Origin of the sequence: Pseudomonas baetica, from assembly GCF_002813455.1 — a bacterium.
Lineage (GTDB): Bacteria > Pseudomonadota > Gammaproteobacteria > Pseudomonadales > Pseudomonadaceae > Aquipseudomonas > Aquipseudomonas baetica.
Map to the genome: position 1 here is coordinate 1,528,896 of NZ_PHHE01000001.1, position 20,600 is coordinate 1,549,495.

Genomic DNA, 20,600 nt, shown 5'->3' on the forward strand with positions numbered 1-20,600 from the left:
GCTAATCTCTGTTCTACGCCGATGTGGTCACCAATAGCTGATCTGGATCAGATCCCGACGTGAGGTCGTGGCTTGTCTGGCTGTTCAACGGGTGCCGTCGGGGATCGACAACGTCGCCCGCAAGCCACCTTCAGCCCGATTGACCAACGTAATCCGCCCACCTAGCCGCATCGCGATGGTGTTGACGATGGTCAGCCCCAATCCCGCGCCCTGAGCATTGCCACGGCTGTAGAACCGTTCAAACAACCGCTCTCGATCTTCCTCGTCAATGCCCGGCCCCTGATCCTCGACACTCAAATGGCAGAAACCATCAGCCTGAGTCAGCGTCACGGTGATCACGCCGTGTTCCGGGGAAAAGTTGGCGGCGTTGGTGATCAGGTTGTTCAGAGCGATGTCGATGGCGGCGTTGCTGGCCATGACGTGCAGCGCTTCGGCGCTGTCCTCGAAGGCCAGCTCCAGCTGTTTGCTCAGCAACCACGGTGTCAGTTGCACCAGGCTGTTGCGCACGGTTTCGCTGAGGTCGATGCGTTGCAGCGGCGGCGGGTTGGGTTTGGGCTCCAGGCGCGCCATGGTCAGTAACTGATTGACCAGACGGCTGGTGCGGTCGACGCCCGAGATCAGAAATTCCAGGGATTCACGGCGTTCCTGTTCGGTGCCGGCCTCCAGCAGGTTTTGCGCATGCACCCGCAACACCGCCAACGGCGTGCGCATTTCGTGGGCGGCGTCGGCGATGAAGCGCCGTTCGCGGCCGAGCACTTCCTGGATCTGCGCGAGCATGCGGTTGAGTGCCGCCTGCATCGGTTCCAGTTCGCTGGGCAGCGGCGTCAGTTGCAGCGGTTCCAGCGAGCCGCTGTGGCGCGCACGCAGGGTCGCCGCCATGTTCGCCAAGGGCTTGAGCCCCCAACCGATGGCCAGCCAGACCATCGCCGCCAGAATCAGGCTGCCGAGCACGTTCGGCCACAGCGTGTGACGGACGATACGGTCGACCAGATCGGCGCGCACATCGTCGCGCTCGCCGACCCAGATGCGCAGGCCATTCTGCTTGTCTTCGAGCATGAACGCCCGCCATTGCCGACCCTTCAAATCCAGCACATCGCTAAAGCCTGGCTTGGTCGGCGGGGCGGTGAAGGAGGGTGCGCTGGCGGTGTGTACCAGCACCTCATCCTTGGGATTCCACACCTGAAAGGCGATCTTGCTTTCGTAAGGATGGCCATCGACCCGTGGCTTGGCTTCGCCGAGGGCCTGATTGAACGCCTGATACAACTGCGCATGTTCGGTACTGGCCATCGGCATGCGCATCACGCCTTGCAGCAGGCGGGCGTTCTGCGCCAGTTGCGCGTCGTAGACTTCGGCGATTTCGTGGTTGCTGTCATGCACGTTGAACACGCTGAGCACCGCCAGACCGGCGAGCAACAGGCCGATGATCAGCGTCAGCGTGCGGCGACGAATCGAGGTCATCGCCGCTCCTCCACCAGATAGCCCACGCCACGAATGGTGCGGATCAGGTCGGTGGAGAACTTCTTGCGCAGGTGATGGATGTGCACTTCCAGGGTGTTGCTTTCGGCTTCTTCGTTCCAGCCGTAGAGCAACTGGATCAGTTGATCGCGGGTCATCACCCGGCCAGGCGGCGAGAGCAATTCGTGCAGCAACTGATATTCCTTGGGCGTCAGCGCCACGGGCTGGCCCTGATAACTGACCTGCTGGGTGCCGGGGTTGAGGCTGATGCCGGCGTGTTCGATCAGCGCCTGAGCGCGCCCGGCGCTGCGTCGCAACAAGGCACGCAAACGCGCCTTGAGTTCAGCCAGATCGAAGGGTTTGACCAGATAGTCGTCGGCGCCGGCATCGAGCCCGGCGATACGGTCTTCGGTGGCATCGCGGGCGGTGAGGATCAGCACCGGCAGGTTCGAACCGCTGTCGCGCAAACGGCGCAGCACTTCGAGGCCGTCCATGCGCGGCAAGCCAAGATCGAGCACCGCCACGTCAAAGGTCTCACTGAGCAGCGCATGCAACGCGCTGCTGCCGTCCTTGAGCCAATCGACGGTGTAACCCTCACGCCCCAGCGCCTGATGAATGCCCTCACCGAGCGCCACGTCATCCTCAATCAGTAATAAACGCACGCGGACTCCTGTCAGTCGAGTTTCTTGTTGACGTCCACCAGCAGGGCGGCGATCTCTTTGCGGCGCCCGGCGTCGGCGCTTTCCTGGCCTGGACGCGGCGCGGCTTGCAGGGCTTTTTGCAGCGCCGCTTTGGCTTCAGCGTAGCGTTTCTCACGGTAGAGGTGATCACCCCAGAAGTACAGGCTGTCGATGCCGTTGGGATTGAGTTGCAGCGCCTGCTTGAGCAGTTGCTCAGCCTTGTCGCTGTCGCCGAAACCGATCGGCCAGCCCGGCACCCGGTCGTACAGCGCGGCGAGGCTGGTGTAGGCCGAACCTTGCAAGGCTTTGGGATCAAGGGTCAGGGATTTTTCCAGATCAGCCTTGGCGTCCTTGGCTTTGCCCAGCGCACCCAGTCCGCCCTCGGCACCGGCCCAACTGCTGGTGACGATGCCTTTCCAGATCCACGCTTCGGCCACGGCCGGGCGTTGCGTGGTGAACGCCGTGGTTTCGCTGGACAGTTGCTCGAAAGCAGCGGCGCGCTGTTTTTCCGCGACTTCGTATTGAATGTGCGCCCAGCTCTGCTGGATGCCAGTGAGGCGTTGTTGATCGGCGGAATCCAGCGCCCAGACGCTTTGACTCAGGGTGGCCAATAACAGGCATGCGGACAGTTTTTTCATGGTTTGAGGGTCTCGTTGTCGGGTTTTTCGCTGAAGCGGCGGATCAGTGGCAACTGCTTGCGCAGGCCGCGATCAACCAGATGCGGCAATAGATTGTTGAGGCGCACGAAGAAGCGTTCGGGCCAGCCCAGATACAGATCGCGGCGGTCGCCGGCGATCGCGTGCAGAACCGCCGAAGCCACGGTTTGCGGGTCGTCGACGTTGGCTTTCAGTGCATCGTTCAAGGCTTGCGCCGCGCTGCTGTTCATCGACGTGCGGGTGGCGCGGGGCGCGACGTAAAGAACGCTGACCCGCGTGTCAGCCAGCTCCCGGCGCAGCGCTTCGGAGAAACCGCGCAAGGCAAACTTGCTCGCGCAGTAACTGGCATAACCGGCATAGCCGATCGAGCCATAAGTGGAGCCAACATTGACCACCATGGCGCTGTCCGCCTGCTTGAGCAGCGGTAACAGCAGTTTTGTCAGGCAGATCGGCGCACTGACATTCACCGCCAGCATGGCGTTGATGTCGCTGTCATCGAGCTGTTCGAGCATGGCGAAGTGGTTGACCCCGGCCGCGTTGATCAGCAGGTTGATGCCACCGATGCCTTCAGCGGCGGCCAGCACTTTGCGTCGGTCGCTGAGGAAGGTCAGGTCGGCGCCGATCCAATACAGATTTTGCGGATAACGCTCAAGCAACGGCAGCAGCGCTTCCTGATGCCGGGCCACGACCAGCACCCGCGCACCGGCGGCGCACAAGGCACTGGCGATGGCCATGCCGATACCGCCACTGGCGCCGGTCAGGACAACACGCGCTTCATGCAGCTGCATGTTGAGCCTGCACTTCACGCGGCAAGCCACGGAACATATCGGTGTACAGGCGATACACGACTTTCGAGGCGTGGATCACCGCCGCCTGATCTTCGGGATCCTCCAGTTTGTTCATCAGTCGGCGGTAGGTCTGCATGTGTTCGATGTCCAGCGAGCCGTGGGAGCTCAAATAACTGAACGCCGTTTCCGGCAACGCCAGACGCTCACGAATGCTGCCCGCCGCGTGGGTGGCCAGGGCAATGCTGGTGCCCTCAAGCACATTGACCATGCCGAACAGCCCCACCGGATTGCCCCGGGCGATCAGGTCGTAGAGGAAGCTGACCATCAACTCGATCGACAGCGACGGCTGACCATCACTCACCGCATCACGATCACCGCCACAGGCGGCAATGTCGTTGAGCACCCACTGTTCATGGCCGTATTCATCCTCGATGTACTCGCAGACGGCTTTGCGCAACCACTCCAGACGTGTTGGCAAACGTGCGCCGCAAGCCATCATCAGCGGCACGGTGTGGCGCACGTGGTAATAGGCCTGGGCGAGAAATTCCCGATAGCTCTCAAGGCTGACCTTGCCTGCAGCGCATCAACGATGATCGGCAGGTTGAACAGCTCGTGGCGTTCCTGCTGTGTGGCTTCTTGCAGGGTGTCGAAAAAACTCATGATGCGGATGCCTCGCAGATAACGGATTCGGTTAATTGGGTGTGGTAATGCGCGACGATGGCTTCGCGGCGCGGGCGGCCATTGGCGGTGAGCAGGCCATTGGCGGCGCTGAAGGGGTGGGGTAGGCGTGTCCAGCGACGCACCTGGGCGTAATCGGGCAAGGCTTCGTTGGCTTCGGCGACGGCGGCGGCCAGATCCGCGTCGCTGCAATCGGCGCGGTGCGGCCAGAGCAGGGCGTGGTTGTGCGGCATCGCCTCGCCATAGACGAACGCCTGGGCAATGTGGCGGCGCTGGGTCAGTTCCGACTCGACCCATTCCGGGTTGACGTTGCGCCCGAAACTGGTGACGAACTGATGCTTCTTGCGGCCCTTGAGGTAGAGAAAACCTTCCGGGTCGAACTCGCCCAGATCGCCGCTCGGCCACCACTCTTCGGCGTATGGCGCATCCCCCAGATAACCCAGCAGCGGCGAGCCCTTGATCAGCACTTCGCCGTCCTCGGCCAGCCTTACTTCAACATGCGGCAACGGCCGGCCAACGCTGCCCGGACGCCGTGCACCGGGGCGATTGAGGCAAACCACCGAAGCGCATTCCGACAAGCCATAACCTTCATAAACCGGCAGGCCGACCCGTTGCGCGCGGTGCAGTAAATCCTCGGACACCCGTGCGCCTCCGACGGCGGCAAAGCGCAGCGTTTGCGGGTCGAACGCCTTTTGTTCGGCAGCGCTGACCAGCATCAGCAACAGCTGCGGCACCAGAATCAGACTCTCCGGCGCACGGCTGGCCAGATAGCCGAGCAGGCGCGGCACATCGACACCGCTGGCGCCGTGAATGCCGAGGGTTTTCTGGCTCGGCAGGCTCAACATCGCACCGGCATACAGCGCCGCATAACAACCGAGGTTTTCCAGCAGAATCGCCAGCGGCAGCAGACTCAGATGATGCTCAGGATTAGTCGGCTCGCTCGCCTGATGCAGCTCTCGCGCCACCCGCAACAAACTGTCGGCACTCAGGCACACGCCTTTGGGCGTGCCGGTGGTGCCGGAGGTAAACGTCAGTTTGGCGGTGCCAGCGGGCATACGACTTGGGCCGCTGAATGTGCGGCACCAGAACTCGCCGTTTTTCACATAACCGCCATTGCGCAGTTCGGCCTCAAGCTCCGGCTCGGCAATCACCCGTTCAGCCTGACTCAGCTCCAGACAATGGGCGCGTTGCGCCGGGCTGAAAAACGGCGGCAGCGTCACACAGGTCAGGCCTTCGAACAGCACGGCCAGATCCCAGAGCATCGCGTCGACGCCGTTATCCAGTGCCAGTGCGACAACTTGCACGTGTTCATCGCGCAAGCGCTCCTGGCGATACAGCACCTCGGCGTACAGGGTCGTGTAATCCATTTTCAGCGTATCGCCCCACAGCGCGACCGCGTTGTCGTTGCGCCCGGCATGGCTGCGCAGGGTTTCCTGAAAACGTTGCAGTTCAAGCGACATGGAAAGCTCCTTCAATCGAAGTCGGCAATCCCAGCCGGTTGAACAGTCCGATATTGCGCAAATGGATGAACCCGGCGCGGATGTTGCCGACGTGTACCCACGGTTTGCTTTCGTAATAACTGCCCCAATGTTGACGCTCGTCACCCAGTCGCTCCGGGTCTGCGGCGCACAATGTCACTGGATTCAGGCCGAGACGATGGAAGCTGTTGACCAGCCCGATGTTGCCGGTGAACGTCACCCACTCCAGACCGCCCATGGCCAGCAAATAGGTGATAGCGATGATGCTCAGACGCGCACTGCCGGTGTCGCTGGCCGCGAGGTTGCCGACTTCGACAATCGCGGTGCGGTCCACCGGGCGATCCGCCGCCGCGCTGATCAGCGGTTCGATCGGCTCATCCAGGTAGCGCTCAAGAAACAATGGCTGCAGATGGGCGCGACGTACACCGGCCACCGCGCACAGTTCACCTGCGGCGTTGTGCATGCCGAACAGCTCCGGCATGAAGTGACGAATATCGGCACCGTGGGCCTTGCGAAAGCGCTGCTGAATGAACGTCTCGAATGCCGTTCGTTGCCCGTCATCCGGCAAGGTATGGGTCAGCATCATCTGCGGCGTTTCGGTTTGGCCGAAGTGCAGGGGCAGGGGGATGTTCCAGTCGAAATCGGGCATGGGCAGAACGCCTCCCTCAATAGGTTTGAGGGGAGTATCCAAGCCATTTCTTAACGAAGTCTGAAGGTGAAAGAAGGTTAATCCACGGGCCGATCTTCAGACTGTCTTAAGACTGGCCGGGCAGGGTGACACCGTCGGTTCGCCCGGCCAAAGGAACGTGACCGTCGACCGCTCCGACCGTCACACACGACAATCACGAGGCGCTACTTATGACCCGCGACAACGCCGTAAACCGTTATGGAAAACTTTCAATCACGATGCACTGGCTGATGCTGGCGCTGTTCGTCGGCGTTTACGCCTGCGTTGAAATCAAAGGCTACATGCCCAAGGGCAGCGAAGCGCGCGGCCTGCTGATGGGCTTTCACGGCCTGTTCGGCGCCAGCATCTTCGCCCTGGTGTGGATCCGCCTGCTTGGTCGCCTGACCCCGCGCCCACCGATCACCCCCAAACCCCCAACCTGGCAGACCGGCATCGCGCACCTGATGCACCTGGCCCTCTACGGCCTGATGATCGCCACCCCGATCCTCGCCTGGCTGATGCTCGCCGCCGGCGACAAACCGTTCCCGTACTTCGGCTTCCACGTACCGGCCCCGGTCGCCATCGACCCGGACTTCGCCAAACGCCTGAAGTACTGGCACGAACTGATCGGCAGCAGCGGTTACTGGCTGATCGGCCTGCACGCAGTGGCGGGGCTGTTTCACCATTATTGGGTGCGCGATAACACGCTGGTGCGGATGCTGCCGGGCCGCACAGGCACACGCTGACCTCTTTGTGGGAGCGAGCCTGCTCGCGAAAGCGGTGTGTCATCCGATGATGATGTTGGCTGACACGACAACTTCGCGAGCAGGCTCGCTCCCACAGGTTTTTGCGGCGTCCGGTAGGGGGCAGTTGCCGGATCCGCACTTCGCGTCCACGCTTAGGCCTTGCCGACGCGCGCATGCTTGAATGTGTAAGGAGTTAAAAAGGGGCATCCCGCGAATTAAAAGACAACGGCCGTTTAATTAACTACTAGCATTGTGATCAGGACTGGATAGCAACGGACTTAGCTATGAAAAAGATCAGCATCGCTATTTTGATAATGGCCACCGCAGCCGGTAGTGCGCACGCCTTCAAATTAAACCCAATGAACAGATATATCGTTGCGCCCCAAGGTACTGCTGCAGATCATTTTTCGGAACCGGTACACGAAAGAATTACACGTTTGGCACGTGAGCGGTTTGTAAAACGCTGCGTTGAGGAAACCCCGAACGATGCTGTTTGCAAGTTAAACAGCAGTCCTGATGCCGTTATTCAAGACTCACTCATACGTGGCGTATGGTGGAATGATGACCCGAACCAAAGTCTCTATAGAATTTCAGCTTTGACTTGGGTGGGGCATATGTGGGATGCGAAGAGGCGAGCAAACAACTCTGCTTACACCATCGATTCAAGGTACAAGATGCATTACCGCAGCCATTACGGCGATATGCAGTTTTTACACTCAATGGCGTCGGCGGATGGCGAGAAAGCCGTCGATACAAAACAGAAAATCCTTATGTGGGCCGAGTTTGCCTATCGCATGGCGACGAATGAGCTGAAGCCTGCAACTCACTTTAAAGCTGTGAAAATAGAAAATCTGAACCGTTACTTTGCCCGTCAGGCGGATTGGCAACTTAGCTACATCATGCAGCCCAAGTACCATCTGGAAGACACCCCCAACGACTTTGCCGATCACGCGCTGGGTTCATTGCTGCATATGGTTGAAGACTCCTATTCTGCCGCTCATATCGAACGAGACTATGCAGCAACCAAAGCGTGCCCCACAGGGCATATTAAACGGTTTCTTGCCTATACACATCAGGACTCGGCAAAACACGGCGCCGCAGATACTTGGGCGGCATATAAAAGCTCAGGACAAGCCGAAATGCCAGTTGATGTCAGTGCGCAACTGATCTGGTTCGCCCGTCGTAAGGCCGATTGGGCAAAGGAAGTCGCACCTTATCTGGATAAAGTCGTGTACTGCACAGAAGAGGCCACGGAGGTCGCTGATTCGGGTATCTACCATTAGGGAAAGTAATCAGTTCGTTGTCATGCAGAAATAAACGAAGTGCGGTAGACGTGAGAGTCAGGAGGCTTAATCCTGGATTTTGATGTACCTCCACGTGATCTTTCTATCATTCTGCACTGGCGGATGCGGATGCGGATGCGGATGCTGTTCGTCGGCGCATTTGTCTGCGTCGAAACCACCGGCCTGGGAGATCTGCATCTCGCAGTTGATGCTCTTGGCCTTCTATGACCTGATGATCTCCACCCCGGACTTCGGCAAATGCCTGAAGTAGTGGCACGAACTGATCGGCAGCAGCGGTTACTGGCTGATTGGGCAGCACGCGCTGGCGGGGTTGTTTCATTATTATTGGGTGCGCATGCTGCCGGGCCGCACAGGCACACGCTGACCTCTTTGTGGGAGCGAGCCTGCTCGCGAAAGCGGTGTGTCATCCGATGACGATGTTGGCTGACACGACGCCATCGCGAGCAGGCTCGCTCCCACAGGTTTTTGCGGCGTCCGGTAGGGGGGCAGTTGCCGGATCCGCACTTCGCGTCCACGCTTAGGCCTTGCCGACAAGGAGCGTCCGCCGACCCTCCGTCGCGAACCAACGGAGCGTGCAGCATGAGCGAAGACAACAAAGTAAAAGGCCCGGCGTCGTACTTCCCCTCCATCGAGAAAAAGTACGGCCAACCCATCGACCACTGGCTGACCCTGCTCGCCAGCGTCACCGACAAAAAGCACATGGTACTGGTGGCATGGCTCAAGGAAGAACACGGTATGGGCCACGGGCATGCCAATGCGCTGGTTGCGCATCATCTGGCCAGCGGCAAAAAGTGAGGGCAGGGCAGTGATGAATTTCTCCCACCGGCCAGTGACCGCCGACGACGTCAAAACCATTTGCGGCTTTCCTCAAGGCGAGCAAGAGCTGTTCTTCATGTTCCCGAAAGCAAACTTCCCGCTGACGGAAGAGCAGATGCACACCGCGATCAGCCAGCGCTTCGACTCCACGGCTTTTCTGGCAAACGGCGAGTTCGTCGGTTTCGCCAACTTCTACCGTGCTGAGTACGATGGCATCTGCTGCATCGGCAACGTCATCGTCGCGCCATACGCTCGCGGGCAAGGTGTCGCGCGATACATCGTCGAAACCATGACCACGCTGGGTTTCGAAAAATACCAAGCCAAGGAAGTGCAACTCTCCTGCTTCAACGAAAACACCGCAGGATTGTTGCTCTATCCGAAACTCGGCTTCATCCCGTTTTCCATCGAAGAACGACCGGCGCCGGGTGGCAGGCGATCAGCCCTGATCCACATGACACACCACAAAACCTGAGCAACCCGCGAAACCTGTGGGAGCCGGGCTTGCCCGCGAAGGCGTCCGCCCAATCCCCCATCACTTCCAGAACGAACCAGCCGGGAGCGCTCAGCGATCAGACTTCGTATCCATCGCATCCAGCTGGCACTCATCGTCGGTGCCTTCCAGGTGCTCCTTCGCAGTACCAGATGAGGTCGCCCGAGGTGAGCTGCGGCCACTGCGCAATTCAGAGGAAGACCTGCAGCCGTAGCGTTTGCAATCGAAAGCGGCCATGGCCAGGCTGACGATTATTTGTTTTCAGGTAAAGAACTCAACCTCTCCACCCATAAGCTTATAGATAGCGCCTACGATTTTTATTTTCCCATCCTGCTCAAGCTTGTTCAGGGTCGGGCTATGTTGACGGATATCGGCCATCGTCATTTTGATGTTGGTGCGGGCAACGGAATCGACAAACTCATAGTTGTCAGCTGTACGCTCACCTTCGTATACCGTTTCAGCAATTGCCGGTTTGATTTTGCTCAGCAATCCAGTCAGGTTTCCCAGTTCGGCATTGGCAATTGCACCCTTCACTGCACCACAGGAGGTATGCCCCATCACCACTACTACCTTGGCCCCTGCTAGAGCACAGGCAAATTCCATACTGCCGAGAATGTCTTCGTTTTCCACATTGCCAGCCACGCGGCAGTTAAACGTTTCACCAATACCGGCATCCAGCAGGATTTCCGCCGGGGCGCGCGAATCAATACAGCTTAAAATTACCGCTGACGGATACTGCCCGTTTTGACTGGCGCGCTTTTGCGCCAAATAGTCATGCTTCTGCCTTTTGCCTTCACGGAAACGCAGATTGCCGGATCTCAGGCTTTCAATGACCTCATCCGGCGTCATTTTATCTCGCTCTTCTTTGCTGAGCGCTGCAGCAAAAGAGACTGAAGGCATAGTTAATCCGGCCACTCCAGTAATCGTTAATGCTGAAAGGGCCGCTCCGCGCTTGAGCAGCATGCGGCGGGATGGGTGTTGCGGGTCAGCTTTATTCATTGTTCATTTCCTGGATTGTGGCAGTGGGACAAATTAACCCAAGATGCAGAATGCCGTCAGCAGTATTTTCGAAAACACGAAAATGTCGATCGAAGAGGTTACCTGGGAAGAAGCTTCTGAGTGGAGGTGGTAGGACTTATGGTGGTATCCAGGGCCACTCCGAAAAGGGTGAAGCTGGGATCAAAAGCAGCAGCATTCAGCCACCTTGTCGTGGTGGGTGCGAATGCCATCTGGGGCGACCGGCGTTCAGCAGCTGCCGAAGTCGAATCGATGCTGCGCTCAGCGCAGAGCGCAACCAACCCGACCCACCTCGGCAAATTCAATTGAGTTTCAAGTTTTGCATCGAGCCGCGGCGCCTGCCTGAGCCTGTAAACCACCCGCCGTGCGCAGTTGGCTCGACCCTGCGGCCGTCGCACTTAGCGATCGTACTTTGTAATCATCTTTTCCAGCTGTTTGACAATTTCAGGGTCGCGCTCCTTGAATTCGTTTTGGAACGCTTGCTGGGCAGCTTCATCCGCGTCGAAGATGTTGTCCGAAAAACCGCGGCCTTCAGGCGTTTCGGCAAAAATGCTCTGGGCCTGCCCGCGATGACGCAGGCCCAGCCCCCGCAAGTCCCAAACCGACCACAAATCCCTGTGGGAGCGGGCTTGTCCGCGAAGACGTCAGCCCGACCAAAAACGCTCCCAAGTCTGGTCCGGCCGATGTAGGAGTGAGCCTGCTAGCGATGGCACCGACCCAGCCCCCGCAAGTCCCAAGCCGACCATAAATCCCTGTGGGAGCGGGCTTGCTCGCGAAGACGTCAGCCCAGTCACCTGATCAACCTCTGACCGAAATAAACAATAAAAGCACCACTGTTTAAACGAAGCCTCAAGTAACCACCGAAACCCTACAACGCCTTGCGCCGTTACCTACGACTAAGCCAGAATCCGCCGGCTTGTGCGCCTGGTACTCCCCCCGTAACTTGATTCCCGTCACTGCTCATCAGTGATCGGGTCTGCAAGCCCGCCGGAAAGCCAGTCGCACAGCCCTGCCAAAGGACGCTCATTTGCGTCCGTTCAATGGCGGCTTTGTGCGGGAGACCCTCGGGTCTGCCGGGTGCCTGGTTTCCCGGTCTTGCAGACCCGCGCATAGCTGCCACCCATCATCTGCAAGTGATGTTGGTAGCTCCTAATGAAAATCAGGAGTTTCACCATGTTCAAACCAACACCCAACCCGCCAGAAACCGACCCCACATCCCCCTACGAATCCCCCGATTCCAGGAAATTTCACGAAGCCGCCGAACGCGCCCTCGACCATTACCTCAAACCCGCCGACCACATCATGGCCAGCACCAACGAGCCCGAGCGCATGTACTTCGCCAACCCGAAGTACGACACCGAATCGCTGCTCGCCAACGCGAGCGAAACCCTCGGCTCCGCCAGCGAAATGCTCAACAACTTCGCCGCCATACTCAGCACCTCCCACCGCAAAAACGCGCTGGGCATCGCGCAAGTCGTAATGCTCGCCGAACTGGCCGTAAACCAGGCTCTCGATAAAGTCGAAATCCCCAAGTAACCCCCACCACGACGAGGGGAAACCCTCGTCGCACCACGCGGTCTCAACCAGGCTGGCACACGGCCACGCCTTGCGCCCCCCAGCCTCGGCTGTCACCCTTCGGCCCGTTCTCAAGGATCAGAACAAGGAATCACGGATTGAGCGGCTACGTCCCCAACCCCCCGAAAAACCGTCGCTACGAAGAAGCCAAACCCGTCGATATCCACGCCCAGCACTGGGCGGAATACGAAAAACACGGGAAAGAACCCGCGCCCGAGCCTGAGAAAATCGGCATCGCGCTGCGGATTGGGGTTTTCTTTGATGGCACGGGTAACAACGCGAATAACGCCGCCGCAGGTTTGCTTTGTGGCGCGCATCATCCGATTGCTGCCAAAGATATCGATGCTAACTGCAAGCCGTATATGAGCGATCCGGATAGCAGTTACGGTAATGACGTCAGTAATGTGAAAAGGCTGAGTGATCTGTATGACGCTCCTGAAGTAGCCGAAGGCGAGGGGCTGCGAAAGCAGGCATTCCGTATGGTGTATGTCGAAGGCATCGGTACCCGATCAGGTGAAGAAGACAGCACCCTGGGAGCTGGCGCCGGGCGCGGGGAAACAGGTGTTGCCGGTCGCGTTCAATCGTCGTTTGTGCTCATCGAACAACGTATCAATGAAGCAGTGAAAGAAAATCCGGGGAGTGAAATTGTCTCATTGACCTTCGACACTTTCGGATTCAGTCGCGGCGCGGCAGCCGCTCGGCACTTCGCAAATGAGATCGTGCGTGGCAAACAAGGCCCGCTGGGCGAAATCTTACGAAGTAATTCTGATGTCTTCAGTTCGTCCTTCGTTGATCAATACCACAGCGATATCAATATGGGCTTCATAGGTTTGTTCGACACGGTGCCGTCAATTGCTGGCTGGTCCAATTTGGGCAACATCAAAAGCGCTGTAGCACCAGGTATCAGGCTTTACCTCGACCGACGCTTTTTCACCGATGTTGTCCAACTGGTTGCTCGGGATGAATGCAGAGGTAATTTTGCCCTCAGTCGCGTGGCGATGGACCATCCAGAAATTGTCCTGCCCGGTGTGCACTCCGATATTGGTGGTGGCTACCTCGAAGAGGCTGAAGAGTGCGTACTCATCAGCCCAATGCAAACTCTTGAGGTGTCCATTAATACGGATGTCGCCACCACATCGATCTACCAGGATGCGGTGAAGGTGAGAAGCCAGTGGCTAAGCAAAGGCTGGCCCTCCGAAATGCTGGAGATCGTTACACCACCGGCACTCCTGATGCCAATCGACCCGCAAGATCGATTGGGTCCACGCGTTAAGCGAGTCTATGCTGCCTTGCAGCTAAAACGGCCGGTGAGCGGAATGCTGGCTAGAGTTTGCCTGCGCGTAATGCATCAACAGGCAAAAGCCAAGGGAGTGCGTTTCAACGATATTCCCGAGACCCCTGAGTTTGTAATTCCTGCAGAACTTCAATCCATGTGCGATCGATTTGTCTCTGGTGACTACAGCACCACGCTGAAAGAGGAGCAAGTGCTCCAGCTAAAGTACATTCATACATCCGCGAACTGGAACCACCCACTTGGGCGAAGAGATGGAAGTGGCTTGCGGGCTGTATATATCAACGCCCCCACGGCAGATGCAATTCGAATAAAACATCCACATGTACCTGACTGGACGCTTTGGTAATGAAGTTATTCGCAACCTTGCTTTGCATACTGTTTGTTGCTGGTTGTCACGCTGACCCGCTATCAGCAAAAAACGACCCCAAATCCCCATGGTGGGAACTCGGCTTTACCGAGCCTAGATATATGAAAGTCTGGGTTGAGGACACCTCCGTCGAAGACATCAAAGGAAAGACGCTCCTACACACTGGCGGCGGATCCGCCTCGGGCGGGCAGCCAGAAGACGGAACAGAGTCTGCGCGAGGCTGGCACGGCTTGGGCAGCTCCGCCAAAGCGGTGGTGGGCGCTGATCTCCCCAAACGAATCTTCGTTCGCTGGCAATCCATCGTAGAGCCTCAAACCTATAGTGTTTGGATCGATATACCCGAAGAAGCCAGGCAATTGATGCTGACTTCGGTCAACCAACGCTGCTCGAAAACGCCAGAGAAAAGAGCTACCTATGTTTCTTCGGTTTATCTGGGCTTGGCGCCCGGTGGCGTTGTGCAAGTGTGGGTAAGAGACTCATGTCACGATCCGGTCAAAGTCGCGAAAGCTCAGGCCGAAATCGAGCCGTTGGGGCCGAGTCAGGGGAAAACCCAAGGACGATATGCGTATCCCGTCAGTGAAAAGTCGAAGCGCTATATCGAGAAGTGGGGCATTCCTTACGGAAGTTGGTAGACGATAAACCAATGAAATTAAGCATCACGCTGCTATGCATATTGTTCTTGGCCGGTTGCCAATCTGCAGATCCGCTATCAGGCAAAAACGATCCCAAAGCCGAGTCGTGGGAACTCGCGTTCACCGAACCTTATTACATGAAGGTGTGGGTTGAAGACAGCGCCGTCGAGGATATAAACGGCAAGCTGTTCAAGCGCACGGGAGGAGGTACGGCCGCAGGCGGGGAACCGGAAAATGGAAAGGAATCCGCCCGAGGCTGGCATGCTGTGGGCGCTGCCTCAAAAGCGGTGATCGGCGTTGATCTGCCCAAACGCATTTACGTGCGCTGGCAATCCATTGTCGAACCGCAGACTTATAAGGTTTGGGTGGATGTGCCTGAGGAGGCTAGGCAAATGATGATGGCTTCCGTTAATCAGCGATGTCCTGAAACTCCAGAGGAACAGGCCAGCTATAGCGCGTCTATCTACTTGGGCTTGGCTCCCGGTGGCGTTGTGCAGGTTTTTGTTCGGGATTCATGCCATCGCCCGACCAAAGTGGCAAAGGCCCAAGCCGAGATCGAACCGTTAGGCCCTGGTCAGGGCAAGAACCAAGGGCGTTACGCGTACCCGGTCAGTGAAAAATCCAAGCGCTATATCGAGAAGTTCGGCATCCCTTACGGAAGTTGGTAAGCGGTGGACCAATGAAGCTAAGCATCACGCTGCCATGCGTCGAAAGGAGCCTTTCGTGAATGGCGACTATTGCCCGATTGCCCTCGTCCCCGAAAAGCCGCTTCTCGCCGATGGCTACAGCCCAGGAGACTGATTTATTTTCAAGATCCGTTTTTTAAGAAGTTTGAAAATAAATCCGTCCCTGAAAACATCTGCTCAAGCCTGGCTGATATCCAGCAATCGAGGCATGGCAATCGCCAGATAATCCTTCGTATCGAGCACCATCGACGCGTCCAGCCGGCCCGCGTTGAAGGCTATTTCAGCGTAGCCAGTGGTCAAGGCCGGATCGACGATCAATTGAATCCGCTCATCGAAAACAAAAGGAGGGATGGCGCCGATCCGGCAACCGGTCAGTTCCATGGCGGTTTCGGCCTTTACCAGCTCGGCTTTTTTTCCGCCCAGGGCCGCGCCGACTTTCTTCATGTCCAGCTTCTGGTCGCCCGGCAGGATCACCAGGGCATAGGGTTCGGCCTGACCCTTGAGGGAGCAAAGCATGGCCTTCGCGCCCTGGCCGGGCTCGGTGCCACGGATTTCGGCGACGCGCGCCGACTGGCCCTCGGCATCGTGCATCAACACCCGGTAGGAGGCTGAGCGGGCATCGAGTAGTGCCACGAGGCGATCGAACATGGGGTGCATGGAGTTTTCCTCTGGTTTACAGGAACAGGTCGTAGGACAGTTTGCTGATCAGAATCACCAGCAACACCAGGAACAGAGCCCGGACAAAGGGCACACCTTTATGAACCGCCAGCCAGGTGCCGGTGAGCGCGCCCAGGATGTTGAATGCCGCCATGGGGATTGCGATCAGGTAGAGCACGTTACCCGTCGGAATGAAGAACATCAGTGCCGCTACGTTGGTCGCGATGTTCACTAGCTTGGCCGATGCCGAGGCATGAAGAAAGTCAAAGGCGAAGCAGCGGATAAACAGGAAGATCAGGAAGCTGCCAGTGCCGGGACCGAACAGACCATCGTAGAAACCGATGGCACCGCCGATGATGATCGCCAGCAGTTTTTCCTTGGTACCGATGCGCATGGGTTTGTGCAGGGCGCCGAAATCCTTTTTCCAGAAGGTGTAGATCGCCATCAGTACGATCAACACCAGCACCGCCGGCCGGATCATCGACTGGGGTACGAACGACACCGTGGCGGCTCCGAAGAAGGCCATGACAAAAGCCGCGCAGGCGGCGGGGATCACAAGACCCCAGTCGATCACCACCTTGCGCACGAAGGACCGGGCCGCGAATGCGGTGCCGCAGGCGGCCGCGACCTTATTGGTACCCAGCAGTGCCGCCGGTTGAGCGGTGGGCAGCACGTTGAACAGTGCGGGAATCTGGATCAGTCCGCCGCCGCCCACCGCCGCATCGATCAGGCCGGCGGCGAAGGCGAACACGCAAAGGATGACAATATCGACCATGAATCAGGCTCTGACTATATAGGGTTGATCTGGGTCCAGCGGCACCACGCGTGCCGGATCATTGACCCCGAAGACACGTAACATCCAGCGATCACGGCCGTCGTAGCGGGGTGTAAAACCATCCCGGGCATGCAGGGTTTGCTGGTTCTTGAAGATCAGCATGTCGCCGGGTTGCAGCAGTATGTGGTGCACGACATCGGCATGATTGGCGGCGGCGGCGAACAGTTGGAGGGCGAACTGCGCATTGGCGCAGGTCGTTTCGACACTCGCTTTGTTGTAGCGGCAATACAGGCCATCGGTTGCGCTTCTGTACAGCAAGGGCACGTTTTCCAGCACATTCCCGTGTTTGCCGAAGGAGGCAGGCCGGCGAACGGTGAATTTCGGCCGTGACATTTCTTCTTCGACCCAGGTCGGCAGAATGGCCAGCACCTCGTCAATGGCGACGATGCGCGTCGGTACGTCGAGCTCGCAGCGCAGGCCGGTCAGGGTCAGGTACTCCGGACAGGCCGACAGCTGCGAGACGGGTTCGCAGGTCAAAGGCAGGTGAGGGTTGTCGACATGCATGTCCAGATCCGCGCGCGAGCCATAGGAGCTCTTTTCGGTCTCTCGCTTTTGCTTGGGCGAAACGTGACGGAACACGGTGTCGCTGCTTTCACCCTCGTACGCCAGCGGACGGGTTTGCAGCGTTTGCAGCACGGACAAAATAGCCCCGGCCAGCGTCGACAGGTTCTCGATACCCGGCTCCAGGTCATAGGGCGTGGCGGGCAGTTGCGGGTCCAGCGGCAGCCCCCTGACGATCATCGCCACTTCACGGGACTTTGGAAAATTGCGTAGCTGCTGAATTTTCTCGGTGGCCAGGACACTTTCCAGCAACTGACCCAGGACCGGCATGTGGCGGATACCCGAGGCGCTATCGGTCACGTCCAGCGATGCCAGACCGGCCTGAAGTGTGCGTTGTTCTTCGAGCGACAGATGAATTTGCGGTATCTCCCGTCGGATCGAAGTCACTGATTGTTTTTCCAGCCATTCATGAATGACTTCATCAACACAAGCTGCAGCTTTCCCGATTTCTATATCCAGCTTCGACACGTCCGTGCGCTCCTGTTTGCCCAATCCTTGTGGGTTGAACGGGAAGGTTAACGGAAGGGACTTTTTTGTGTTGCAATGCCGCGTTGTGAAAAGTGCAATGAGGTGGACAGTGGCACTGAATATGTTGGGCGAACTTGAAGCTTTCGCGACCGTGGCTCGCAAGCGCAGCTTCGTCGCCGCGGCACGGACGCTGGGGCGCTCCCCCAGCGCACTGACCCGCGCCGTTCAAGCCCTGGAGGAAAGTGTGGGGCTCAAGTTGTTCATTCGCTCGTCCAATGCCGTGAGCTTGACCGAAGCGGGTGAATGCTTATTGCCCCACGCGTACAAAATGCTCGATCTGCAACGTGAGGTGGATGAAGACCTGGCCGGCCTCAGCGGCCTGGCCTCCGGCTGGATCCGTTTTTCCGCCCCCGAGCTTCTCGGGCACGGGGTATTGCCCCGGTTGATCGCGCAATACTGCGAGCGTTATCCAGACGTAAAAATCGATGTGATTTTCACCGATGAGATCATTGACCCGGCCAAGAGCAAGCTGGACTTCTCGATTCGCGGCGCGTTTCCACAATCCAGCGAATTGATCGGCTTTGCGCTCTGGAGTTACTCACGTTATCTGTATGCCAGCCCCGACTACCTGGAGCGCAACGGCATGCCCGACTCCATCGAGGCACTGGAGTCGCACTCGCTGATCCTGCATACGGCGCCACGGATTCTCAAGGATTGGAATTTTCGCAGTGAGCAGCAGGCCATCAGCTTTCGGGTTCATCCAAAATTTCGTTTCAGCTCCGGTCTGGCGGTATTTCAGGCAGCCCTGGCAGGCGTCGGGATCGCCCGCTTGGCGGACTGGATGGCGGAGCCCGAAGTGGAAGCGGGGCGCCTGTGCCGGGTTTGTCCTGAGTACAAACTCACCTCCAGCAGCGGCGAGAGCCCACAGATGCACGCGGTATACCCGGCCGGAAATTTGCCGCTGCGGGTGAAGGCATTGATGGAGATGATCCGTGACTTGGGTGAAAGCCTCGAATGTAAACGCGGCTCAGCACTGATATGAGGTTACGGGGCGTTTAGCCCAGCCCGGTTACTGTGCAGTTGATCAGACGCTGACACGCTGAAACCCACCCTCGGCTACCGCAGACGAGCATCGACGAGCTGCTACGCCGAGGTTTTGTATTAGAGCGTCATTGACGCGATGGGGCTATCGACGCCAGCAATGGGGGAAACGCCGGAAAATGCCGCCCCATGTCGGCGCAGTCGCTGACGGAGCGTAATTCCCCAAATACCAATGCTCACTGTGGGAGCGAGCCTGCTTGCGGCGGCGTAGTGTCAGCCAACATCAATGGAAGCGCTGAGCTCATCGCGAGCACACTGGGTTTTTGATGTTTACGGGACGGCGTCATGAGCGCTTGGCCGATTGTTGCGTCCACCGGTTGAATCCACAGCCAATAGCAGACATTCGATTGAGTGCCTCTTCGAACCAACCTGCCGATCTTCAGCTAGCGATTGCGGCGTTTCTAGCTACGCTTGCCAGCAAGAGACTGGCGTAAGTACGCCAGCTCTTGAATTGCGGACTCGGGAGCCAACATACATGGATAGCATGCAGGACGTTTACCCATCAGCTACCGTTCTGGTGGTCGACGATACACCCGATAACCTGATGCTGATCGCAGAGTTGCTCAAGGACAAATATCGGGTCAAGGCCGCCAACAGCGGCGAAAAGGCCCTGCGCCTGCTACAGGCAGACCCGCTTCCCGACCTGATCCTGCTGGACATCATGATGCCGGGCCTGTCCGGTCATGACGTTGCCGAGCAGCTCAAGCTTGACGTTCGCATTCGCCACATACCGATCATTTTCCTGACCGCCATGACCGCTATGGAGGACGAGATTCGCGGCTTGAGCCTCGGTGCTGCGGATTACATTACCAAGCCGATCATTCCCCCGGTTCTAATGGCCCGGGTCGAGACTCAGATCAAGCTCAAGGCCGTTGCCGATTTCCTGCGCAATCAGAACGATTTTCTGGAGCAGGAAGTGCAACGGCGCACCCGCGAGGTGATCGCCATCCAGGATGTCACGATCCACGCCATGGCCTCGCTGGCTGAAACCCGTGATAACGAAACCGGCAACCACATTCGCCGCACCCAGCACTACATCAAACGCCTGGCTGAACTGTTGCGCAATCACCCGCGCTTCCGGGACTTCCTCGACGAGGACACCATCAAACTGCTCTTCAAATCGGCACCGCTGCACGATATCGGCAAGATTGGCATTCCTGATCGCATCCTGCTGAAACCGGGACGGCTGACCGCCGAAGAGTTCGAGATCATGAAAACCCACACCACATTGGGACGCGACGCCATCCAGCACGCCGAGGATCAGTTGGGAATAAACGTCGACTTCCTTCATCTGGCCAAGGAAATTGCCTACGGCCACCAGGAAAAATGGGATGGCAGTGGCTATCCACAAGGCGTGGCCACCGATGACATCCCGATCAGCGCCCGATTGATGGCCGTGGCGGATGTCTACGATGCGCTGATCAGTCGCCGCGTGTACAAGCCCGGCATGCCTCACGAGCAAGCGGTGAAAATCATCCGCGAAGGCCGGGGCTCGCATTTTGATCCGGACATCTGTGACGCGTTTCTCGCCAATGCCGAACAGTTTCGCGCAATTGCCGAGCGATTTGCCGACAGCGACCAGGACATGGCCAGGCAGTTAGCCCTGCTTGAGCAAATTGCTGATCGTTCCTGAGCCCCGCGCATCACTC

Annotated in this window: 21 protein-coding genes and 2 pseudogenes; 11 read left to right on the forward strand and 12 right to left on the reverse strand. The window is 58.2% G+C overall.

Annotated features, from left to right (window positions below):
* Positions 1 to 84: 84 nt before the first annotated feature.
* The 7 genes and pseudogenes from ATI02_RS07005 to ATI02_RS07035 form a co-directional block, all read right to left on the reverse strand.
* Positions 85 to 1,458 (reverse strand): ATP-binding protein, encoded by a 1,374-nt coding sequence (locus tag ATI02_RS07005; protein WP_100845850.1) that lies wholly within the window; start codon positions 1,456 to 1,458, stop codon positions 85 to 87.
* A complete protein-coding gene (locus tag ATI02_RS07010; RefSeq protein ID WP_047295015.1) occupies positions 1,455 to 2,117 on the reverse strand; it encodes a response regulator in 663 nt (220 codons plus the stop codon). The genes ATI02_RS07005 and ATI02_RS07010 overlap by 4 nt, the downstream gene beginning before the upstream one ends.
* Before the next feature lie 11 nt (positions 2,118 to 2,128).
* Entirely contained in the window at positions 2,129 to 2,773 is a 645-nt protein-coding gene (locus ATI02_RS07015) for a tetratricopeptide repeat protein (protein WP_100845851.1), read from the reverse strand.
* The gene (locus ATI02_RS07020; protein ID WP_100845852.1) at positions 2,770 to 3,579 is read right to left on the reverse strand and encodes an SDR family oxidoreductase; all 810 of its coding nucleotides are present in this window, start codon (positions 3,577 to 3,579) and stop codon (positions 2,770 to 2,772) included. Before ATI02_RS07020 ends, ATI02_RS07015 begins: the two co-directional genes overlap by 4 nt.
* Positions 3,566 to 4,239 (reverse strand): annotated as a pseudogene (locus ATI02_RS07025) (iron-containing redox enzyme family protein). Before ATI02_RS07025 ends, ATI02_RS07020 begins: the two are co-directional and overlap by 14 nt.
* On the reverse strand, positions 4,236 to 5,717 hold the full coding sequence (locus ATI02_RS07030; RefSeq protein ID WP_100845853.1) for an AMP-binding protein: 1,482 nt from the start codon (positions 5,715 to 5,717) through the stop codon (positions 4,236 to 4,238). Before ATI02_RS07030 ends, ATI02_RS07025 begins: the two are co-directional and overlap by 4 nt.
* Entirely contained in the window at positions 5,707 to 6,384 is a 678-nt protein-coding gene (locus tag ATI02_RS07035) for a thermostable hemolysin (RefSeq protein WP_100845854.1), read from the reverse strand. The genes ATI02_RS07030 and ATI02_RS07035 overlap by 11 nt, the downstream gene beginning before the upstream one ends.
* A gap of 209 nt (positions 6,385 to 6,593) precedes the next feature.
* Between ATI02_RS07035 and ATI02_RS07040 the strand changes: the two genes are divergently transcribed.
* The 5 genes and pseudogenes from ATI02_RS07040 (at position 6,594) to ATI02_RS07070 (ending at position 9,740) form a co-directional block, all read left to right on the forward strand.
* Complete coding sequence (locus tag ATI02_RS07040) at positions 6,594 to 7,148, forward strand: cytochrome b (RefSeq protein ID WP_100845855.1); 555 nt, start codon at positions 6,594 to 6,596, stop codon at positions 7,146 to 7,148.
* 284 nt (positions 7,149 to 7,432) lie between these two features.
* Positions 7,433 to 8,431: a hypothetical protein gene (locus ATI02_RS07050; RefSeq protein ID WP_095187614.1), complete on the forward strand. Its 999-nt coding sequence runs from the start codon at positions 7,433 to 7,435 to the stop codon at positions 8,429 to 8,431.
* 172 nt (positions 8,432 to 8,603) lie between these two features.
* Positions 8,604 to 8,816 (forward strand): annotated as a pseudogene (locus ATI02_RS32595) (cytochrome B); the annotation flags it as partial.
* A 215-nt stretch (positions 8,817 to 9,031) separates the two neighbouring features.
* The gene (locus ATI02_RS07065; protein WP_095187615.1) at positions 9,032 to 9,247 is read left to right on the forward strand and encodes a DUF4287 domain-containing protein; all 216 of its coding nucleotides are present in this window, start codon (positions 9,032 to 9,034) and stop codon (positions 9,245 to 9,247) included.
* Between the two features lie 13 nt (positions 9,248 to 9,260).
* On the forward strand, positions 9,261 to 9,740 hold the full coding sequence (locus ATI02_RS07070) for a GNAT family N-acetyltransferase (protein ID WP_095187616.1): 480 nt from the start codon (positions 9,261 to 9,263) through the stop codon (positions 9,738 to 9,740).
* Positions 9,741 to 10,019: 279 nt separating this feature from the next.
* On the opposite strand, the gene ATI02_RS07075 is transcribed toward ATI02_RS07070, so the two are convergent.
* Both ATI02_RS07075 and ATI02_RS07080 read right to left on the reverse strand, forming a co-directional pair.
* The gene (locus ATI02_RS07075) at positions 10,020 to 10,757 is read right to left on the reverse strand and encodes a carbonic anhydrase (protein ID WP_095187617.1); all 738 of its coding nucleotides are present in this window, start codon (positions 10,755 to 10,757) and stop codon (positions 10,020 to 10,022) included.
* Positions 10,758 to 11,173: 416 nt separating this feature from the next.
* Positions 11,174 to 11,368, reverse strand: a complete 195-nt coding sequence (locus ATI02_RS07080) for a hypothetical protein (protein WP_100845856.1) — start codon at positions 11,366 to 11,368, stop codon at positions 11,174 to 11,176.
* Positions 11,369 to 11,948: 580 nt separating this feature from the next.
* Here ATI02_RS07080 and ATI02_RS07085 point away from each other — a divergent pair.
* The 4 genes from ATI02_RS07085 to ATI02_RS07100 all read left to right on the forward strand — a co-directional run bounded on the left by ATI02_RS07085 (position 11,949) and on the right by ATI02_RS07100 (position 15,311).
* Positions 11,949 to 12,311 carry a DUF6124 family protein gene (locus tag ATI02_RS07085; protein WP_100845857.1) on the forward strand — a complete coding sequence of 121 codons (363 nt, stop codon included), beginning with the start codon at positions 11,949 to 11,951 and terminating at the stop codon, positions 12,309 to 12,311.
* Between the two features lie 137 nt (positions 12,312 to 12,448).
* A complete protein-coding gene (locus ATI02_RS07090) occupies positions 12,449 to 13,990 on the forward strand; it encodes a phospholipase effector Tle1 domain-containing protein (RefSeq protein ID WP_100845858.1) in 1,542 nt (513 codons plus the stop codon).
* On the forward strand, positions 13,990 to 14,643 hold the full coding sequence (locus ATI02_RS07095) for a DUF2931 family protein (RefSeq protein ID WP_095187621.1): 654 nt from the start codon (positions 13,990 to 13,992) through the stop codon (positions 14,641 to 14,643). The genes ATI02_RS07090 and ATI02_RS07095 overlap by 1 nt, the downstream gene beginning before the upstream one ends.
* An 11-nt stretch (positions 14,644 to 14,654) precedes the next feature.
* Positions 14,655 to 15,311 carry a DUF2931 family protein gene (locus ATI02_RS07100; protein WP_095187622.1) on the forward strand — a complete coding sequence of 219 codons (657 nt, stop codon included), beginning with the start codon at positions 14,655 to 14,657 and terminating at the stop codon, positions 15,309 to 15,311.
* A gap of 195 nt (positions 15,312 to 15,506) precedes the next feature.
* Here ATI02_RS07100 and ATI02_RS07105 read toward each other — a convergent pair whose 3' ends face one another.
* The 3 genes from ATI02_RS07105 to ATI02_RS07115 are packed head-to-tail and all read right to left on the reverse strand — an operon-like array spanning position 15,507 to position 17,850.
* On the reverse strand, positions 15,507 to 15,986 hold the full coding sequence (locus tag ATI02_RS07105) for a YbaK/prolyl-tRNA synthetase associated domain-containing protein (RefSeq protein WP_095187623.1): 480 nt from the start codon (positions 15,984 to 15,986) through the stop codon (positions 15,507 to 15,509).
* 16 nt (positions 15,987 to 16,002) lie between these two features.
* Positions 16,003 to 16,761 carry a sulfite exporter TauE/SafE family protein gene (locus ATI02_RS07110; protein WP_095187624.1) on the reverse strand — a complete coding sequence of 253 codons (759 nt, stop codon included), beginning with the start codon at positions 16,759 to 16,761 and terminating at the stop codon, positions 16,003 to 16,005.
* 3 nt (positions 16,762 to 16,764) lie between these two features.
* The gene (locus ATI02_RS07115) at positions 16,765 to 17,850 is read right to left on the reverse strand and encodes a TauD/TfdA family dioxygenase (RefSeq protein WP_095187625.1); all 1,086 of its coding nucleotides are present in this window, start codon (positions 17,848 to 17,850) and stop codon (positions 16,765 to 16,767) included.
* Between the two features lie 109 nt (positions 17,851 to 17,959).
* Between ATI02_RS07115 and ATI02_RS07120 the strand changes: the two genes are divergently transcribed.
* A complete protein-coding gene (locus ATI02_RS07120) occupies positions 17,960 to 18,892 on the forward strand; it encodes a LysR family transcriptional regulator (RefSeq protein WP_095187626.1) in 933 nt (310 codons plus the stop codon).
* Positions 18,893 to 19,426: 534 nt separating this feature from the next.
* Entirely contained in the window at positions 19,427 to 20,584 is a 1,158-nt protein-coding gene (locus ATI02_RS07125) for an HD-GYP domain-containing protein (protein WP_100845859.1), read from the forward strand.
* The last annotated feature ends 16 nt before the right edge of the window (positions 20,585 to 20,600 follow it).

What these genes read in the sequence shown, in the direction of transcription:
- ATI02_RS07100 (WP_095187622.1), top strand. Translation starts at nt 14,655, where the DNA reads ATGAAATTAAGCATCACGCTGCTATGCATATTGTTCTTGGCCGGTTGC.
- ATI02_RS07105 (WP_095187623.1), bottom strand. Translation starts at nt 15,986, where the DNA reads ATGCACCCCATGTTCGATCGCCTCGTGGCACTACTCGATGCCCGCTCA.
- ATI02_RS07030 (WP_100845853.1), bottom strand. Translation starts at nt 5,717, where the DNA reads ATGTCGCTTGAACTGCAACGTTTTCAGGAAACCCTGCGCAGCCATGCC.
- ATI02_RS07110 (WP_095187624.1), bottom strand. Translation starts at nt 16,761, where the DNA reads ATGGTCGATATTGTCATCCTTTGCGTGTTCGCCTTCGCCGCCGGCCTG.
- ATI02_RS07040 (WP_100845855.1), top strand. Translation starts at nt 6,594, where the DNA reads ATGACCCGCGACAACGCCGTAAACCGTTATGGAAAACTTTCAATCACG.
- ATI02_RS07050 (WP_095187614.1), top strand. Translation starts at nt 7,433, where the DNA reads ATGAAAAAGATCAGCATCGCTATTTTGATAATGGCCACCGCAGCCGGT.
- ATI02_RS07085 (WP_100845857.1), top strand. Translation starts at nt 11,949, where the DNA reads ATGTTCAAACCAACACCCAACCCGCCAGAAACCGACCCCACATCCCCC.
- ATI02_RS07015 (WP_100845851.1), bottom strand. Translation starts at nt 2,773, where the DNA reads ATGAAAAAACTGTCCGCATGCCTGTTATTGGCCACCCTGAGTCAAAGC.
- ATI02_RS07125 (WP_100845859.1), top strand. Translation starts at nt 19,427, where the DNA reads ATGGATAGCATGCAGGACGTTTACCCATCAGCTACCGTTCTGGTGGTC.
- ATI02_RS07095 (WP_095187621.1), top strand. Translation starts at nt 13,990, where the DNA reads ATGAAGTTATTCGCAACCTTGCTTTGCATACTGTTTGTTGCTGGTTGT.
- ATI02_RS07035 (WP_100845854.1), bottom strand. Translation starts at nt 6,384, where the DNA reads ATGCCCGATTTCGACTGGAACATCCCCCTGCCCCTGCACTTCGGCCAA.
- ATI02_RS07065 (WP_095187615.1), top strand. Translation starts at nt 9,032, where the DNA reads ATGAGCGAAGACAACAAAGTAAAAGGCCCGGCGTCGTACTTCCCCTCC.
- ATI02_RS07020 (WP_100845852.1), bottom strand. Translation starts at nt 3,579, where the DNA reads ATGCAGCTGCATGAAGCGCGTGTTGTCCTGACCGGCGCCAGTGGCGGT.
- ATI02_RS07070 (WP_095187616.1), top strand. Translation starts at nt 9,261, where the DNA reads ATGAATTTCTCCCACCGGCCAGTGACCGCCGACGACGTCAAAACCATT.
- ATI02_RS07075 (WP_095187617.1), bottom strand. Translation starts at nt 10,757, where the DNA reads ATGAATAAAGCTGACCCGCAACACCCATCCCGCCGCATGCTGCTCAAG.
- ATI02_RS07005 (WP_100845850.1), bottom strand. Translation starts at nt 1,458, where the DNA reads ATGACCTCGATTCGTCGCCGCACGCTGACGCTGATCATCGGCCTGTTG.